Origin of the sequence: Streptococcus sp. bf_0095, from assembly GCF_004166885.1 — a bacterium.
In the GTDB taxonomy this organism is placed as follows: Bacteria; Bacillota; Bacilli; order Lactobacillales; family Streptococcaceae; genus Streptococcus.
The window spans coordinates 807,292-823,631 of the sequence record NZ_RCYU01000001.1; the positions used below are offsets into that span (position 1 = coordinate 807,292).

The window sequence follows — 16,340 nt, forward strand, 5'->3', positions numbered from 1 at the left end:
TAGAAAGGTCTAGCCTTAGGTCAAGGTCTAATATTTGTGCTCTTCCTTCACTTTTTCCCATAGTCGTGGTGTCCCTCCTAGCAATGGAGGATTGTTTGATCATCCAGAATCTCCGCAAATAAGCTAAGAATACATCTTTAAGTATCAATCTTCACAGGACCAATCTCAGCAATTCTAACTAGGTCAGAAGAACCCGATAACATCACATCATTTTGGTTTATAAAATTGAATTCAACCTTATTCTCTAAAAAGAGCAGTTCCAGTTGTCCCTTAACCTTATGAATCCCCTTAGAATAAAAATGGATTTCATCTAAATAAAAAAACTCTAAATTAATTTTTATGGCATTAAATGCACTTTTCTGCCACTTTTCAGGGAAGTCAGTTGGTAAATCATATACATAAAGGACAAGATCTAATTTGTAATCGTAACATAATACAGTATCAAGAAATACATTATTCAAGTCCAAATCACCATCAAACAAATGAATAATCTTTTCCTTCCCCACTACTTTTTCAAACCATTTCACAGTATGAACTCCTTTTTAAAAATGAATATAAGTCTTCTTTTTAAGATTCATTGTTTCCCTCTTTAAGGAAGTGACAGTTTCTCTCTTTAAGTAGATTTTAGAATAGACTAACTCTTCTGCCGTCCTTTCCTTTTGTAACGTCATTGATTAAGTCCTTGACGATAGATATATCGAACTGACGAGAAAAGTCAACAATTTTCTGACGATTCTGTTCTGGATAAAGATATGATGCAGCCAAAATAAATAAAAATGGATTTGTGACTTGACCAATATGCTCAAGGTATTTAGGCTGAGTCACATGAGACATAATTTTGTTAAAATCGTCATCTTTCAGAACAATCTTTCTCTGATATATCGCTGCACAAGCTCCTGCAGCTTGAGATGAGTTATTCGATTCCAAAGACTCATAGACAAAAGATAAGTTCTCTGTTTCTAAATTTTCTAGATAAGCAATCGCTACTGCTAGAGAGCGATAGGTTACAGGGGTTGGAATGTCTCTCAGCAGTAATGACTTCAGATAGGGGACTTCTTCTGTGCAATCCGTTGCAGCCATGGCGTAGAGCAAGTACATTTGTGATTCCCACGATCTAGTCTTTTCCATCTCCCCTTCCAAGGCCTGATGCAAGAATGGTCCATATCCTTTTAGTCTGCCCTTTAAAATTTTTTTCGCTGCCTTTTTTACCAAGGGCGTTCGTCCTGAAGTCAACTCATCTACATAGTCCATCTCAAACTCCTTTATTTCCTCTGCTTGCCAGTTCTTCTTCCAAGATTCTGTTATAAACTATACTTCCGACACAGGCTTCCCAGTCCAGCTCCTCAACTTCTTCCCTAGAAAAAATCTTAGGTTCCCGCCTACCATCTAGCCAGACCTTCCCAAAGTGAAGACCATTTGGGTCTCCCCACTTAAAGGCTAAATCTTTAAAAGGGCTTGGATCAAAATCCGCTTGGTGACCAATTATCTGCCAAGACCATACTGGACTTCGATCAAACAAGGTGTAGGAATCTGCAATGATGGGCTTACCCATAAATTGAGCACGAATTAGCTCCTCAACTGTTATAGTAGGCCTTGCTTGAAAGATATCGAAAAATTGAATGACATGACCAACGTTCACTTTTCCAAGGATTTGACCAAATACAAACATTTCCTCCGAAAATTGATAGCAAAAAATATCACCAATTTTAATAAATCGAAGTTTTGTTCGTGGCTTTTCATTCCACTCTCGAATCTTTATCTGGGGCAATCTTTTCTCCATAATTAATTCCTACTGCTCTTTATTTAAGATATGAAAGAGATCATCTCTTAGAACGATTCCATCATCTTCTATCAAATAGGCCATGTGCTCCCAGAAGGGCAATTCTTGTTCAAGGGACTTTTCCAAGGCAAGTACTTGAGCCTTCAAGTTTGCTGCAATCTCTTCGACTTCATCTTGCTCAATCTCATAAAACTTTACTTTCAAAAGAAAGATACTTGATAGAAAGAGCGAATAAGAGGAAACAAAAGTATGTAAGGAAGAATTGACATAAACCCTCGCTTCTTGAAAAACTTCCCCTCCTTCTTGATTGCAAAGTAAAAAGATTTGCTCCTCTCCTCCAATCACAAAAAATCCTAAAAAACACTGGCCAAAAAGCCTATAACTCTCTTGATTTTTCCTTAGTTCGACTAGTTCGTCACCTGATTTAACAAAAGAAAATCCCATTTTAGAATAATCCTCTAAATATGCCAAAAGGTTGAAACGGACCTCATCCAGACGAAATGGTTTCTCTTCTGTAGATACCAGACAAAAGCCGTGCTCCTTCACTAATTCATCAATAGTAACTGTCATTTTTCTATCCGATCTCCTAGGTTCTTTTCACCCAATTTTTTTATCTTCCAAAGCTTAATAGCCGCATCTTTTCGGAGTCCTATAAAGAGGCTTGCTAAGGTTACTGCTTCCTCTTTTTTATAGACCTGAGAGCTGATACTGGCCCATCCATCTTGCAGGCATTCAATTTTTAAATAGAAATCTCGTTCTTGTCCAAGCTTCCCTGTTACGTCATCTATTTCATAAGAAGCAGATAGCAAAGAAACTGAGACAAAGTCTCCCGGTCTTCGATACATCCGCATAACGGATTCTTTCTGATTGATAGAGTGGATATCCTCTTTTGTTTCAGCCCTATCACTGTCCGATAGGATCACCCAATCCCCATCATCCTCTGATGAACAAAAACGCCATTCTTTCTCAACCATATCCTGCTCCATCTTCTAGTGCTTCTCTTGTTATCGACTACACTTAGTAGTACGCGACTTCCCCTAAACCATATTCTAAAATTTCAAGACTATTGAGGGAGAATTTAAGTCCTCTACCATGCTCCGAATCCTCTCTCAATCCAAATTCCAATCCGAAAATTTGGTCTCCATCTCTTTGTTCAGACAAGATAAAAATGGAAAGGAGTCTAGCGTGTAATAGACCTGGAAATTCCTCCTGAATTTTTGCCAAAGTTGTGGAATACCATACTGATGATTGATCCAGTAGATGATCGAGAATATCATAAAATAGAAAAAACTGTTCTTATTGAATTCCTCATGTAGCATAATATTCAAACTCCTCAAACAACTCAAGCATATTTATTTTCTCTATTGTTCGATACTTCTTCGGAATTTTTTTACAGTTTGTCTCAAACCATTCAAAATAAGCATTTTTCCATCTAGTAAACTGTTCCATTGCAACACGGCCTTTAGCCTTTTCTGGCACTTCCATTGCCCAAGACACATAGAGATCAAGATAAGCTGGTATTGTCATTCTATCTGGTTGCCAATCACTCAATCCTGCCTCATCTTCAAAAGCGATTTCAATGTATTCTAGCAAAGCTTCAAAATATACATCGATTGCTAGTGCAATATAGATTTTTCTTTCTGGGAAATCTAAATAAGCTAGCTGTTTAAAACCTATCTCATAACCCTTCGGAGTATTTCTAAAAAAGAAATACTTCAAAATAACATCTAAAGTTTTTGCAAGTGTTTCTGACTGAATAGTATGACCATCAACATAGTTTCTTAATAGTTCTTGCCACTCATCATTCATTTCTTGCGTAAATTTATGTTGCTCTGTGGGGAAACGTGCTAAATCAATAGCCAGAATAAACATATGTCCCAACATCTCTTCCTCTAGCAGATTTGTTAGAGCCAATTCTTCCATTTGTTTACTTATGGTTTTCAATGCTCTTGAGTAAATACAATTATGAGCAAACGTTGCACTATCATTATCAAAAGGGGATATTCCGTATTTTGCCATTTTTATTTTCCTTGAATTTCAGCTAAGACTTCTCAATAATCTTAATACCTCTATACTGCTTTTCTATTGAATTGATTTCCACAATCAGATTATCATTACAATAGAAATCAATCATCCAAACGTGTATTTACATTTGCCTCTATCCAATCTAATACTCTAGGATCGGACTCTTTATATTTTTTTCCATAGATAAGAGCAAAAACTTCTAGCGAATCATAAACTGGCTGTAGAGGATATTCCTCCTTATACTTCTTGCTTGGCATTTGTCTGCAATTCTCATCTCGATACATTAGGTTATAGTTTCCAACATTTCGAAGTAGTAACTGATCCTCTTCCTCAAGGATAGGCCTATAACCTAATTTTTCCCATAATCCCCATTTCATAAAATAAGTACTTGAATAAATCGCTTTTTTTGTGTCAAATTCAATACTATCTATATCTATATCTTCAAGATTTATTGCTTCCTTTGATAACACATAAGCGCACAATCCTTTAGTTTCGTAACTTAAATAGATTAAATGACAAGCAAAACATGGATCCGATTGATAAGGAGGTGTTAATAGGAAAACCTCTCCTTCAGTTAATTTGATTCTTTCTTTCATCAAAGGTTCCTCTCTCAGATTTTCTCAGTACTAGTTTCCATATCCATTCTTCTTGTATAAAACTAGACTTTTTCTTTCTCAATCGCCTAGCTTTAGACTAGGGGAAATCATGTCATTCTTTCAGCATGTATTATCTCTTAATGAACGAGCTAACTAAATCTATTTTCACTTCAGATAAGAAATAAGCTGGGCTATTCCACTATCATCACATGTTTCGACAATCAGACTTTTCAATTCCATAAATTCTCAGTCATATAAAAGAGGATTACCATTATCCACTTTGGTACCAAAGCCTTCCTAGTGGTTATCCCATTCAAGACCCAAGCACCTAGACACATCCTCAAAATAATCATCCCAGGCCCATTTGTAATCTTTGCGACTCATCAAGTAATCCACATACTTTTCATTCATCCAACTCTCTGTATGGATAGAAAGGGCTCGCCTTTTTCTATCATCTTGGATTGTTGCTATTTTTTCCTGAACCTTCTTTGATCGTTCACTCAGGTTTTTTATATAGAGAATATCTGGATCCGAAGGACGAATGGTCTCCGTCAAATCACACCTTGTAAACTCAACAAAACTGAGCTGAGCCTCTGATAGATCTGCATACAACTTTTCTACTTTCTTTGTTTTCGACCCAAAGGTACATTCAGACAGTTTTCCAACAATTTTATTCTGCTGAAATTCTGGTAGGGGAAAGAAAATATCGTGCATCCTACACTTTTTAAAGAGACAATCTCTCATCTCGCTGACATTCACCAAAAGAGGACGCTTCATCTGACAAGAAAGGAAGGTAGACGATAGAATGTGACTGTCATAAAATAAAGTTCCATTTAAATTGCAGCTTTTGAAAGTACAGTTTCGAATAACTGTATGATTTTTAAAGCCGATATCCCTCAAATCACAGTTTTCAAAAACGACATTCTCAAAGATACAATTTTCAAATATGACTCGTGAACTTTCTAGTATTCCGATACTTGTATCCTTAAAGTGCTGATTACGAATAAAACGAGTTCTGCTTGCTTCCTTTATTAGATTTTCAATCGATAGCTTCTCACTGCTGTTTAGGATGATCTGGCCATCCCTTATGATAATCCCATCTTTCTCAACCATATCCTGCTCCATCTTTTAAATGTTCTCTTTAATCGGTTGTCTCTTTTATAACTCCTAAAATTTGGAGAGTTTTTTAGGTTAATCCAACTCTGCTCGACTGAACAAGTCTTTCATAGCTTCGATATCATCGCAAAATTCTTTAAATCCTAAAGCGAATTTAGCCAAGGCGTCCACCTTGGAAGAATAGGCACAAAACATACTTCCTTCTGGATCAAAGTCGATATCTTTGCTTAATTCAGGCATTTTTTCCTCCCGAAATACCAAAGCTAGGGATGCCCAATCGTAGCCATTCCCTTCGGACCCTTCGTCTTCTCGAGTATCAAACACTTCCTGTCTGTATTTTCCATCAGGGTAATAAATGAGTGATCCTCGGACCTTTTGAGGATCCTCGTCAAAGACTAGTAAGGTAAAAGGGGCAATTATTTCATTTATTTTTTCGTAATCCATCATTTTTTAACTCCTTATGGAACGCGTTTATTGGTAACAGGACTCCATAAATCTAGTAGATCTACTCAGCATCAAAAGGCATAAAGCTATCATGCTGCTGATAATAATTTAAAGCCTTGACCAAGTCTTGGGGACTTGCATTTGGTTTTTCCTCAAGTGCGACTGCAAGAACATCAATCAACTGCTCTCCATAGTAGACTAGTTGCAGATCTTGCTCCGCTACATCCGTCGGGTAAACATCAGAGTCTTCCACGACATCCGGATAATCGGATACCCAGTAGAGTCTAGCTAGTTCCAGTTCTCCATCATCCTTGCCATAGAGGCAAAAATCATCTGAAGATAATTGGTCCGCTATGACCTGCTCGATTATCTGCTCTAGTGAAAGTTCTTGGTATTTTCGCATCCCTTCTCCTTTTTAATCTCACTCTTCAACAAAAGAGTTCAAAAATTCCTCAAAAGAAGCCCATTGACCGTAGATCTCAGCTGTTTCTTCTAAGACATAGAAATAAACCTTGCCATAATCCTCTGCCCTTAGAGAAAGAGCATAGTTGCCAGAACCAGGATCATAGGCGAAATGAAGAAGGTCTGCCGCCTTAAATCCCGCAGGAACCACCTCATCGTCAAACCAGGTAAGAGACTTCCTCATCTCCTCCAGTGAATCAAAGGAATTAAAAGGAAAGAGGTGACGGTCATCGTGGACACCCCTTACTTGGGGCTGGCCACCATTGTACTTGAGATAAAAATCCTTCATGGCTTCCGGCAATTTCTTTCCAAGAATCTCCTCAAATTGTAAAAAATCTTCGCTTGAAATCGCTGGATTTGTGTCTGTCAATACTAGCATTCCGTCTCCTTTTGAGTATCTCTTCCCAAAGGCTTTTTTTTATTTGACCTCCATATTACAGGTCCCTTTTAGGCTATCATACCATAAGATTCCCTTTCCATAAAGCTAAAATAGAAAATGAGCCCAGCGGTTCTACTAGACTCATTTCATTCTTATCTTTTTTGCTTATTTCAGCCCTTACTTCAAACTCCAACCACCATCAATCGTGAGGATCTGTCCTTGCATGGCAGATGCCTTCCCACTGGCCAAAAAGAGGCTGACTTCTGCCACTTCCTCTGGCTCAATCCAGCGCTTGATGGGCGTCTCACTGGCTACCCAGTCTGCTAGGCCTCCTGGTTCAAAGTCCGCTGCAGTCATGCCTGTTTTGACGGCTCCAGGAGCAATGCCAAAGACTTGAATGCCAGATTCTGCATAATCCAGGGCCAACTGCTTGGTAAAGCCCGCTAGGGCATGCTTGGAGGAGGTATAAGCGTGACCGCCTCCACCAGCTAGGCTAGAAGCAATGGAGCACATGTTGATGACGGTCCCTTGCTTCTTCTCCAACATCTGAGTCAGATAATGCCGTGTCAGCTCTACCGGAGTCACATAGTTGATCTCAAAGATCTCCTGAATCTCCTGAGCGCTTTGCTCAAGAAGGGGTTTGTAGTCATCCAATACCCCTGCCGTATTGCACAAGATGTCGACCTTAGGACACCAGTCAAAAATCGGCGTCAAATCCAAGGTCAAATCCCGCTGCAAGAAGTGAAACTCACCTGGCAACTGGGGATCAGCACCCTGGTCTACCCCATAAACCTGGTAGCCCTTTTCTAAAAAGAGACGAGCTTGAGCCAGACCAATCCCGGAGCTAACGCCTGTAATCAAGACCCCTTTAGTCATGAACTTCCACCCAGTCTGTCGCTAAGACATCACAAGGGGTTGGACTCCACATGGAAAATCCTTCGCCTTCACCAGATACGTTAATGAGAAAATAAGGCGTCACTTCAAGGGCAACCCCGTTTTGCTCGATGGTATCGAAAAGCTGGACATAGTTCTCAGCACCGCCCCAACCAGTTCGCACATATTTCTTTTTTGCCTTTAGTCCAGGCAAGATTTCTTCAAATGTCATCATCTTCTCCTTTGATCCATACTCCCTTTCATTATAACAAAAATCATGCTTGCCCGTTGTTTTCCAACAGCAAAAGGGGAGTTTCCTCCCCCTTTTCACTCTATTCACCATTTTCTGTCTTGTTCTTTTTCAAGGTGCGAATCGTGAACCAATAGTAAATCATCAATCCTATAACAATGATTACTGTAGGTAGGATCATAGTCATGGTAGAATTCTGAATCCCTTGTGCCAAAGTCCAGCGATGCAAGAATCCCACTACTAAAAAGGCTAAAATAGGAAAGACAAAAGCTCGGCCAATTTCTTCTTTCCATTGCCACAGAATGAGGACGCCACTAGCCCCTGTTATCAGGAGAGTATCCCATGGATTCGGTACCGTCAACCAGGCAAAAGCTGGCAAGAAACGGACCCCAACTATTTCACTGATAAAATAGATCCCCAGAACGAGAACGACTGCTACATAGATTGCTTTTTTTGACTTCTCTTCTGCAAAAATGAGGCGACGAAGGAGATAGAATAGTAACCCAACGGCTAAAATACCCAAAATACTATCCGTTAGATAGACGAGGGGCTTGAGAACCAGGACTGCTTGCGAAGCAAAATCACTTAAGAGGCGATAAAAAATCACAATTCCCGAGACAATCGCCCCATACTTCAGAACAGACCGCGTAGATTCTTTAGGCATATTTTCTATGATTTGGTCTGACATTCCCTTGGGATCCTGTCCAAAATAGTCCTTGGCTGTCAATCCATTACCGCTTGCTTGTGAAAAGTCTAGCGCCAGATTATAGATCTGCTCTCTTAAAGCTTTCTCTTCATATAAGAAGCCGGCAAAATTGAAATAATCCCAGAGATCTTGGAAATAAGCTTGGTCCTCCTGGCTAAAGGTTTGAACCAAAGACTGCGTTTCTTCATAATAAATAGCTGATGTCATGATGTTTCCCCTTCCTTTGGAGACGAAATACAATGAAGGACAAGACTAGTCCTATTAGAGGGAGTAGCCAGCGTAATAAATTAGCAGTTCCTGGATTCACAAAGCGAACACAGCATCCAGTTACAAAGAAAGTCACTCCCATGACCAGTAGGCTAACAGCAAGCCGTCCCTGATTTCTATAGGTCATGATCGTAAATCCAAGAAGAACCAGAAAAGCCAGAACAATCGCCCAACCATCTGGCAAAAGGATACTTCGATTCAGACTCAAATGGTCAGAAAACACGCGCTCTATCCTAGGAGACAGGATCAAACTAATCACACTGATAACAAGAGCCCAAGGCCACTTGATTTCCCCATAGCTCTGTTTGGACCAAAGCCACATCATAAATTGACTGTACACAAAGAAAATGAATAGATCTAGCAAATATGTTAAAGGAGCAATCACCAGTGGCAGCATCCAGGCAAAATCCATTACAAACCGCATGCCAACGAAAATCGTTCCAAGAATCAAGAATAACCCCACATAAGAACCTAGCCTGCGTCTAGGTAACTCCGAGAGAACTTGGTCCATCATGGCCCTTGGGTCCTTTCCGTAATAATCCATTGCACCAATCCCGTCTCGCTCAGCAACCTTTAAATCGCAAACCATATTGTAGAGCTGTTCACCCAGTAGCTCATCATCATAAAAATAGGACTTCACTCCAATATAAGCTATCATTTTTTTCATATAAGCTTGATTGTCCTTATTTAGGTGCATCAATTCGGCTGACATTTTTTCTGTATAATCTTCGATCATGCTTCCCCCTCCTTTTTCACGCGTTCTACTTTAATGACCAGATCCTGCCACTGGTTCCAAAATTCCTCTAAGCGCTCTCTTCCTTCCATGGTTAGAGAGAAATATTTGCGATCAGGTCCATCCGGAGAGGGCCTCATCTCTCCTACGATGACTCCCTGCTTCTCTAGTTTCTGAAGCAAGGGATAAATGGTCCCCGCAACGATCTTATCGAAGCCGGTTTCCTTGAGACTTTGGATCAATTCATAGCCATAAATAGATTTTTTTGAAATAATTTCTAAAACACAACCTTCCAGGACACCCTTGAGCAATTGCGACTCTTTCATCCTGCTCCCCCTTTCTATACCGCCTCTTTTTGGCTAGTTTGTTTTACATACTAGTCCTTTCACTATTAGTATACTCCTCCTTAACTAGTTTGTAAAGCATAATAGTTAAAAATACTGCATGAAACTTGATAAATCCGAGCATTATGACTAAATATACAATTAATTTCAAAAAAAATTTGCTTTTTACCGGAAAAGGTGTATAATAATACAAAATCTTTATTAAAGGAGATAAGTGATGAAAAAATCTAAACTAGCTTTCCTTGCAGGTGTCACGGTTGCTTCAGCCCTGTTCCTTGCTTCTTGTGGATCATCTGCAAAGTCTTCTCAGACAAACACTTTTTCATACGTGTATAGCACTGATCCAGACTCTTTGAACTACCTCCTTTCAAACCGTTCAACAACAAGTGATGTCACAACTAACTTAGTAGATGGACTTTTTGAAAACGACCAATACGGTAACTTGGTCCCTGCTTTAGCAGAAGATTGGTCTGTTTCTAAGGATGGATTGACTTATACTTACAAACTTCGTAAAGATGCAAAATGGTATGACTCAGAAGGGAACGAATATGCAGACGTCACTGCACAGGACTTCGTCACTTCTCTGAAATACGTAGCGGACAACAAGTCAGATGCCCTCTACTTGGTTCAAAACTCAGTAGCCGGCCTGGATGACTATGTCACTGGTAAAAATACGGACTTCTCTAAAGTTGGAGTAAAAGCCGTTGACGACCATACCCTTCAATACACCTTGGCTCAACCTGAGTCTTTCTGGAATTCTAAATTGACAACTTCGACCATGATGCCCGTCAATGAAAAATTCCTCAAGTCTGCAGGTAAAGACTTTGGTAGCGTCAAACCTTCTGGAATCCTCTACAACGGTCCTTACTACTTGAAATCCTTCACTTCAAAATCGTTAATGGAGTTCACTAAGAACGAGAACTACTACGACAAAGACAATGTGAAGATCGATGATATCAAATTGACCTACTTCGATGGTTCTGACCAAGACTACCTAGCTCGTAACTTTTCTGATGGAAACTTGACCACTGCGCGTCTCTTCCCAACGAGCTCAACCTTCAGTACCATTGAGAAAAAATTCAAGGACAATATCGTTTATTCACCGCAAGATGCGACTGTCTACTATGTCTACTTCAACGTAAACCGTCAAAACTACGGTCATACTGAGAAGACAACAGACGACCAGAAGAACCAAACCAAAACAGCTCTTCAAAACAAAAACTTCCGTCAAGCCATCAACTTTGCCCTTGATCGTACTTCTCTAAGTGCCCAATCAAACGGGAAAGATGGGGCTAGCAAAACCCTTCGTACGCTTCTTGTACCTCCAACATTTGTGCAAGTAGACAACAAAGACTTCGGTACTGTTGTTGAAGAAAAACTTGCTGCAACAGGAGATGATTGGAAGGATGTCAGCCTAGCTGATGCGCAAGATAGCATGTTCAATACGGACAAGGCTAAAGCACAATTTGCTAAAGCCAAAGAAGAGCTCCAAGCGCAAGGTGTTCAATTCCCAATCCACATCGACTACGTGGTTGACCAGTCTTCTGCTAGCATTGTGCAACAAGCTGATTCAATGAAAGACTCCATCGAAAAAACATTAGGAAAAGAAAATGTTGTCGTGGATGTTCAGAAATTGTCTACGGAAGATGCGGACAATGCAACCTACTTCGCTCAAAGTCCTGATCAAAAAGACTTTGATATGGATATCGCTGGTTGGGGACCTGACTTCCAAGATCCATCAACTTACTTGGATATCTTCAATCCAGTCGATGGTTCAGCCTTAGCAGGTATGGGAATCAATCCGGCAACTGACCAAGCCCTAATTGAAAAACTAGGTTTGAACGAGTACAAACAACTATTGGATGATGCCAATGCAGAACAATTGGATACCAAAACTCGTTATGAAAAATATGCTGTTGCTCAAGCTTGGTTGACAGACAATGCCTTTGCACTTCCTGTCTACTCTAAAGGTGCTGTTCCTTCTATCACGAAGATTAAACCATTTACAAAAGCCTTCTCCTTGATCGGTATCAAAGACGGTTCTAGCTACTACAAGTACATGGAACTACAAAGTGATACAGTCACAACTGCCGATTACGACAAAGCTTATAAGAATTGGTTGAAAGAAAAAGAAGAATCAAACAAAAAAGCACAAGAAGAACTTGCAAAACACGTGAAATAATCACGATAAAAACACCGGGGATGTAATCCTCGGTGTTTTAAAATGTAGACAACTTGTTCCTTTATATAGAACAAGTTAGGAACACATAAATAATTAAGATAATACATCCAATTAGCTCATTCAAGCATACACTGAAACTTTCCGCCGTGAGAAAAGTGCTAGAAACATTCTTGTTTCTAGCACTCGGGAGTTTTGAAACGTTAGGTTCAAAACTAAGTCATGGAACTTCCTAGAAGTTCGCTGATGTCCGTACTCACCTAAAGAAAGTTTCAAGGTGAGCTTTATCTACACCTATTTTCCTAAGCTTCCATCGTATCGAACGCTACCGCACAACAATCTTCCGATAACTTCTAGAAGTCAGAAGAAAGACGAGGACATAAGAGATGAAAAAGACAGCGCAGATGGAAAGAGTTGTTTGAAGGACCAGTCCCGCATTGGTCGCTCCTAAGATGGCAACGATCTTTGCAATCATCTTGTAGGCCACTCCTAGGTATAGGAAGGAGAAGAATAATGGAAGGAAGAAGACAGTGAGAATCTGTTTGCGAATGGTGGTGCCGGTTTGCTTTTGGTCCAATCCTACTTGTTGCAAGATCACAAAATTATCCCGATCCTCATGACCCTCTGAAATCTGTTTGTAGTAAATGACGAGTACTGTAGCTAATAGAAAGATGACCGATAGGAAAATCCCAATAAAGAGGAGAGTCCCTGCTGTTTCACGCCACTCCTTCTCTATGCTGTATCGTTCAAATCCACCAAAGAAAGTCGCACCATATTGACTCATTTTGTCTGTCGAATAAAGGTCTTTGATCAAGCCACTGATGAAATCTTGATTCTCTTTATCTTTTGCAGTAATAGCGAATTCCAAATTTTTATCAACTTTTAGTCCCAGTTGGTTCAAGTCAGGGAGGACAAGGTACAAACCCATTTGATGTTGAAACAGGTCGGATTGAGGGAGTTTTCCTTGGATAAAATTGGAGTCTAGTTTTTGTTTAATCGTGAAGGTCTTCCCATTGATTTCTAATTGCGAATCTAATTTTCCTGGATACTGATACCCATAGGCTAGGATTTCATTTTCCCCAAGCTCAACTTTTTGACCCGTCAGTTGCTCGTAAGTCGCCTGATCAAAAAAGTAGACTGTTCCCTCTGTCTTCATCTCCATCTCCTGACCAGCTTCTTGATAGGACTGTTCATAAACCTCTAAGCTCCTTCCATCAATCTTTCGAATTTCAGCCGACCAGTATGTTGTCTGTGCCACCTGATAATCTGATAGATTTGTCGCATCGGCTGTTTTCTTAATTTGAGCTTGAACATCCTTGATAACTGGTTCTGTCTCAGCATCTGAAGGCATATGCCCCACACTAATCATGTAATCAGAAGGGTAAACAGTATCTAGGTAGTTCTGTCCTCCAATAAAGATATTGAGGGACCCGGTTAAGGTGACCAAGACCATGGTGGAAAGAATACTAATGGTCGCAAGACCCGCTGCATTTTTTCGCATCCGTGCTATCAAGTTGGAGACAGATATAAAATTCTCTGGCTTGTAATAGTAGGATTTCCGACCTTTGAGAAATCTTAAGAAGGTAATAGATCCTGCGTTGAATAAAAGATAAGTCGCCAGAATGACTAAGATGACAGCAATAAAGAATCCTTGAACCGCTGCAACTGGACGCTCAACGGTTAGCGCTATATAAAACGCAATTCCTAAGAGCCCAAGTCCTAAAAGAGTTTGGACCAGCAAGAAGCGTCCCTTCTTCTCTCCTGCTTTTTTCTGTTGCATGAGGTGGAGGGAACTGTAGCGCAAGAGGCGGAAAGAATTCAACAAGAGAATGAGGCCAAAAGCTAAGGCTAACCCAAGTAAAGTGTTAAGAACAGCCCCTATCTGGAAGGTTGATTGAATGACGACTGGTAGCCCCATACATTTTAGGAGCAAGGCAAAAATCAGGCGATCAAATAAGAGCCCCAAACCCAGTCCTACTCCAACTGTGAGAACATAGAAGAAGAGCAATTCCCATAAGGTCATGATGAGGAGATGCTTCTTCTCCATTCCCAGAACACTGTACAAGCCCAGTTCTTTGGAACGATTTTTCATGACAAAGCCATTGGCATAAGCCACCAAAATGATGACGACCAGCTGGACGACGAAACTACCAAAACCAAGAACAGTTCTCGCCGCCCCCCCTCCGTAAGAATCCTCTAAATGAGGGGTAGATGACAAGGCGATAAAACTATAAAGGATCATGGTCGTTAAAATGACAGCCAGGGCAAAGGGGTAATAGAGTTTGCGATTTTGTTTGAGGTTGGAAAGAGCTAATTTACTTGTTAATTTAAACATCACGATCCTCCTTTCCCGCCATGATCGTCAAGGTATCCGAGATTTCTTGGAACATCTGACGCTCTGTTTTTTCCCCACGGAAAATCTGGTTGTAAAGAATCCCGTCCTTGATAAAGAGCACGCGCTTGGCCCGAGCTGCTGCTGCGGTTGAGTGGGTCACCATGAGAATAGTTTGCCCCATGCTATTGATGTCTTCAAAGACGTCGAGCAACGCAGCAGATGATTTGGAATCTAGCGCCCCTGTTGGCTCATCCGCAAGGAGGATTTCTGGCGAGGTGATGATAGCCCGTGCTACGGCTACCCGTTGTTTTTGCCCACCAGAGATTTCGTAGGGATATTTTTCAAGCAGTTGGTGGATGCCCAATTCCCGACTGACGCTATCGACCTTACTCATCATTTCCTTGACCGGTCTGCGAGAAAGGACCAGAGGGAGAAGGATATTGTCCTTGACAGACAAGGTATCAAGCAAATTGAAATCTTGAAAGACAAAGCCTAGTTTTTCCCTACGGAAGCTCGACGCGTCCTTGTTCTTGATGGTCGAGGTGTCCATGCCATTGAGGTAGACCCGTCCTTCGGTCGGCTGATCCAGCATGGCTAGGATATTGAGAAGGGTCGATTTACCGGATCCTGATTCCCCCATGATAGCGACATACTCCCCCTTCTCCACGGTAAAATGGATATCCTTTAAGGCTTCAACCTGAGTTCCTTGAAAGCGGGTTTTGTAAATTTTTTTCACATGTTGTACATCTAATAAGGCCATTTTCATTCTCCATTTCTATCCGGTTATATGATTGACATCCATAAAACTTTTTTACACCTCTATTGTAACGATTTGGAGAGAGATCTACAATAAGCTAACCTTTCATTTTGAGCCTGATTTCTTACATTTCTGTAAGGTATAAAAAAACTAGCTTCCTTGCGGGAGCTAGTTCCTTCTTATAAAGCTGTGATGGCTGTGATCAAACCAAAGATGATCCCTGGTGCATTGGCTGCAGCAAGTGGGATATCACGTTCTTTTTTAAAGAGTCCGTAATAGACCCAAAGGCTACAGTTGATAGCGGCAACTAAAGGTTGAACAAAGTTTCCTTTGTGACCTGAGAGGTTATCCATGATTTGTGGGAAGTAAGATACATACATCATGACAGACATAAAGGTCGCAACCCAACCAAGAATTTTCATTTGTTTATCATTCATTTTGAAACTACCATTTCCTTTTCTTTTTTAAAGTATGCACTATTCTAGCGCTTGCCCTCTTAAAATTCAAGTGCTTTTTTCAAATGTTACCGAACTGTAAAGTGTCACAATCTTGTGATTTTGCAGGAAGATGGATTTCTCTTCGAGAGAGTCTTCTCTCTAGTAATTATTTTAGACACTTTGTCTAATTTTTTTGCAAATGTGATCGTTTTCATTTTGCGTAGCATGCAAATTAATTGCATTTTCTTCCTACTTATGCTATTTTGATACACAGAGGTAAAATTTTATGAATAAACAAAAAATCAACCAAATCGTTGGCTCGATCGGTGCCTTTATTGGGATTATCGTTTTCATTGCCTACATCCCACAAATTATTGCTAATTTACAGGGAAATAAGGCCCAACCTTTCCAACCCTTGTCAGCTGCTATTTCTTGCTTGATCTGGGTTATTTATGGTTGGACAAAGGAACCTAAAAAAGACTGGATTTTGATTATTCCGAATTCGGCAGGTGTCATCCTAGGGGGATTGACTTTCCTTACATCACTTTAATAGAAAGCGAACAAAGACTGAACTCTACGGGTTCAGTCTTTTTTGTGTATCCCTTTGAAAAACAAAAACAATCGCAGTCGGTTTTCGTACAAAAAAGCCCGCTATGA

Annotated in this window: 21 protein-coding genes; 2 read left to right on the forward strand and 19 right to left on the reverse strand. The window is 40.3% G+C overall.

Annotated elements, in window-relative coordinates; genetic code table 11:
- Window positions 1–137: 137 nt before the first annotated feature.
- From EAI95_RS04115 to EAI95_RS04195, 16 genes are all read right to left on the reverse strand, one after another.
- Window positions 138–527, reverse strand: a complete 390-nt coding sequence (locus EAI95_RS04115) for an Imm50 family immunity protein (protein ID WP_129822272.1) — start codon at window positions 525–527, stop codon at window positions 138–140.
- A gap of 97 nt (window positions 528–624) precedes the next feature.
- The gene (locus tag EAI95_RS04120; protein ID WP_048715503.1) at window positions 625–1,251 is read right to left on the reverse strand and encodes a hypothetical protein; all 627 of its coding nucleotides are present in this window, start codon (window positions 1,249–1,251) and stop codon (window positions 625–627) included.
- Between the two features lies 1 nt (window position 1,252).
- Window positions 1,253–1,780: an Imm26 family immunity protein gene (locus EAI95_RS04125; protein WP_048715501.1), complete on the reverse strand. Its 528-nt coding sequence runs from the start codon at window positions 1,778–1,780 to the stop codon at window positions 1,253–1,255.
- 9 nt (window positions 1,781–1,789) lie between these two features.
- Window positions 1,790–2,350, reverse strand: a complete 561-nt coding sequence (locus tag EAI95_RS04130) for an immunity protein (RefSeq protein WP_129822273.1) — start codon at window positions 2,348–2,350, stop codon at window positions 1,790–1,792.
- Window positions 2,347–2,754, reverse strand: coding sequence for a hypothetical protein (locus EAI95_RS04135; protein ID WP_129822274.1), 408 nt, complete (start codon window positions 2,752–2,754; stop codon window positions 2,347–2,349). Before EAI95_RS04135 ends, EAI95_RS04130 begins: the two co-directional genes overlap by 4 nt.
- A gap of 334 nt (window positions 2,755–3,088) precedes the next feature.
- A complete protein-coding gene (locus EAI95_RS04145) occupies window positions 3,089–3,799 on the reverse strand; it encodes a hypothetical protein (protein ID WP_070673807.1) in 711 nt (236 codons plus the stop codon).
- 107 nt (window positions 3,800–3,906) lie between these two features.
- Entirely contained in the window at window positions 3,907–4,401 is a 495-nt protein-coding gene (locus EAI95_RS04150) for a hypothetical protein (protein WP_129822275.1), read from the reverse strand.
- A gap of 297 nt (window positions 4,402–4,698) precedes the next feature.
- Complete coding sequence (locus tag EAI95_RS04155; RefSeq protein WP_173018602.1) at window positions 4,699–5,514, reverse strand: pentapeptide repeat-containing protein; 816 nt, start codon at window positions 5,512–5,514, stop codon at window positions 4,699–4,701.
- Between the two features lie 78 nt (window positions 5,515–5,592).
- Window positions 5,593–5,964, reverse strand: coding sequence for an Imm51 family immunity protein (locus EAI95_RS04160; protein ID WP_129822277.1), 372 nt, complete (start codon window positions 5,962–5,964; stop codon window positions 5,593–5,595).
- Between the two features lie 58 nt (window positions 5,965–6,022).
- Window positions 6,023–6,364 carry a hypothetical protein gene (locus tag EAI95_RS04165; protein WP_129822278.1) on the reverse strand — a complete coding sequence of 114 codons (342 nt, stop codon included), beginning with the start codon at window positions 6,362–6,364 and terminating at the stop codon, window positions 6,023–6,025.
- 18 nt (window positions 6,365–6,382) lie between these two features.
- Complete coding sequence (locus EAI95_RS04170) at window positions 6,383–6,802, reverse strand: SMI1/KNR4 family protein (protein WP_129822279.1); 420 nt, start codon at window positions 6,800–6,802, stop codon at window positions 6,383–6,385.
- 177 nt (window positions 6,803–6,979) lie between these two features.
- Complete coding sequence (locus tag EAI95_RS04175) at window positions 6,980–7,678, reverse strand: 3-oxoacyl-ACP reductase (RefSeq protein ID WP_129822280.1); 699 nt, start codon at window positions 7,676–7,678, stop codon at window positions 6,980–6,982.
- Entirely contained in the window at window positions 7,671–7,907 is a 237-nt protein-coding gene (locus tag EAI95_RS04180) for a DUF2829 domain-containing protein (protein ID WP_000141913.1), read from the reverse strand. Before EAI95_RS04180 ends, EAI95_RS04175 begins: the two co-directional genes overlap by 8 nt.
- Window positions 7,908–8,007: 100 nt before the next feature.
- Entirely contained in the window at window positions 8,008–8,838 is an 831-nt protein-coding gene (locus tag EAI95_RS04185; RefSeq protein ID WP_129822281.1) for a hypothetical protein, read from the reverse strand.
- Window positions 8,816–9,634, reverse strand: coding sequence for a hypothetical protein (locus tag EAI95_RS04190; protein ID WP_129822282.1), 819 nt, complete (start codon window positions 9,632–9,634; stop codon window positions 8,816–8,818). Before EAI95_RS04190 ends, EAI95_RS04185 begins: the two co-directional genes overlap by 23 nt.
- The gene (locus EAI95_RS04195) at window positions 9,631–9,957 is read right to left on the reverse strand and encodes a PadR family transcriptional regulator (RefSeq protein ID WP_129822283.1); all 327 of its coding nucleotides are present in this window, start codon (window positions 9,955–9,957) and stop codon (window positions 9,631–9,633) included. Before EAI95_RS04195 ends, EAI95_RS04190 begins: the two co-directional genes overlap by 4 nt.
- A 235-nt stretch (window positions 9,958–10,192) precedes the next feature.
- Here EAI95_RS04195 and EAI95_RS04200 point away from each other — a divergent pair, with 235 nt between their 5' ends.
- Window positions 10,193–12,157, forward strand: coding sequence for a peptide ABC transporter substrate-binding protein (locus EAI95_RS04200; RefSeq protein ID WP_129822284.1), 1,965 nt, complete (start codon window positions 10,193–10,195; stop codon window positions 12,155–12,157).
- 322 nt (window positions 12,158–12,479) lie between these two features.
- On the opposite strand, the gene EAI95_RS04205 is transcribed toward EAI95_RS04200, so the two are convergent.
- From EAI95_RS04205 to EAI95_RS04215, 3 genes are all read right to left on the reverse strand, one after another.
- Window positions 12,480–14,489 (reverse strand): FtsX-like permease family protein, encoded by a 2,010-nt coding sequence (locus EAI95_RS04205; protein WP_129822285.1) that lies wholly within the window; start codon window positions 14,487–14,489, stop codon window positions 12,480–12,482.
- Complete coding sequence (locus tag EAI95_RS04210; protein ID WP_129822286.1) at window positions 14,482–15,249, reverse strand: ABC transporter ATP-binding protein; 768 nt, start codon at window positions 15,247–15,249, stop codon at window positions 14,482–14,484. Before EAI95_RS04210 ends, EAI95_RS04205 begins: the two co-directional genes overlap by 8 nt.
- A gap of 176 nt (window positions 15,250–15,425) precedes the next feature.
- A complete protein-coding gene (locus EAI95_RS04215; RefSeq protein WP_048789737.1) occupies window positions 15,426–15,683 on the reverse strand; it encodes a SemiSWEET family transporter in 258 nt (85 codons plus the stop codon).
- Between the two features lie 286 nt (window positions 15,684–15,969).
- Here EAI95_RS04215 and EAI95_RS04220 point away from each other — a divergent pair, with 286 nt between their 5' ends.
- The gene (locus EAI95_RS04220; protein ID WP_003012241.1) at window positions 15,970–16,233 is read left to right on the forward strand and encodes a SemiSWEET family transporter; all 264 of its coding nucleotides are present in this window, start codon (window positions 15,970–15,972) and stop codon (window positions 16,231–16,233) included.
- Window positions 16,234–16,340: the final 107 nt, after the last annotated feature.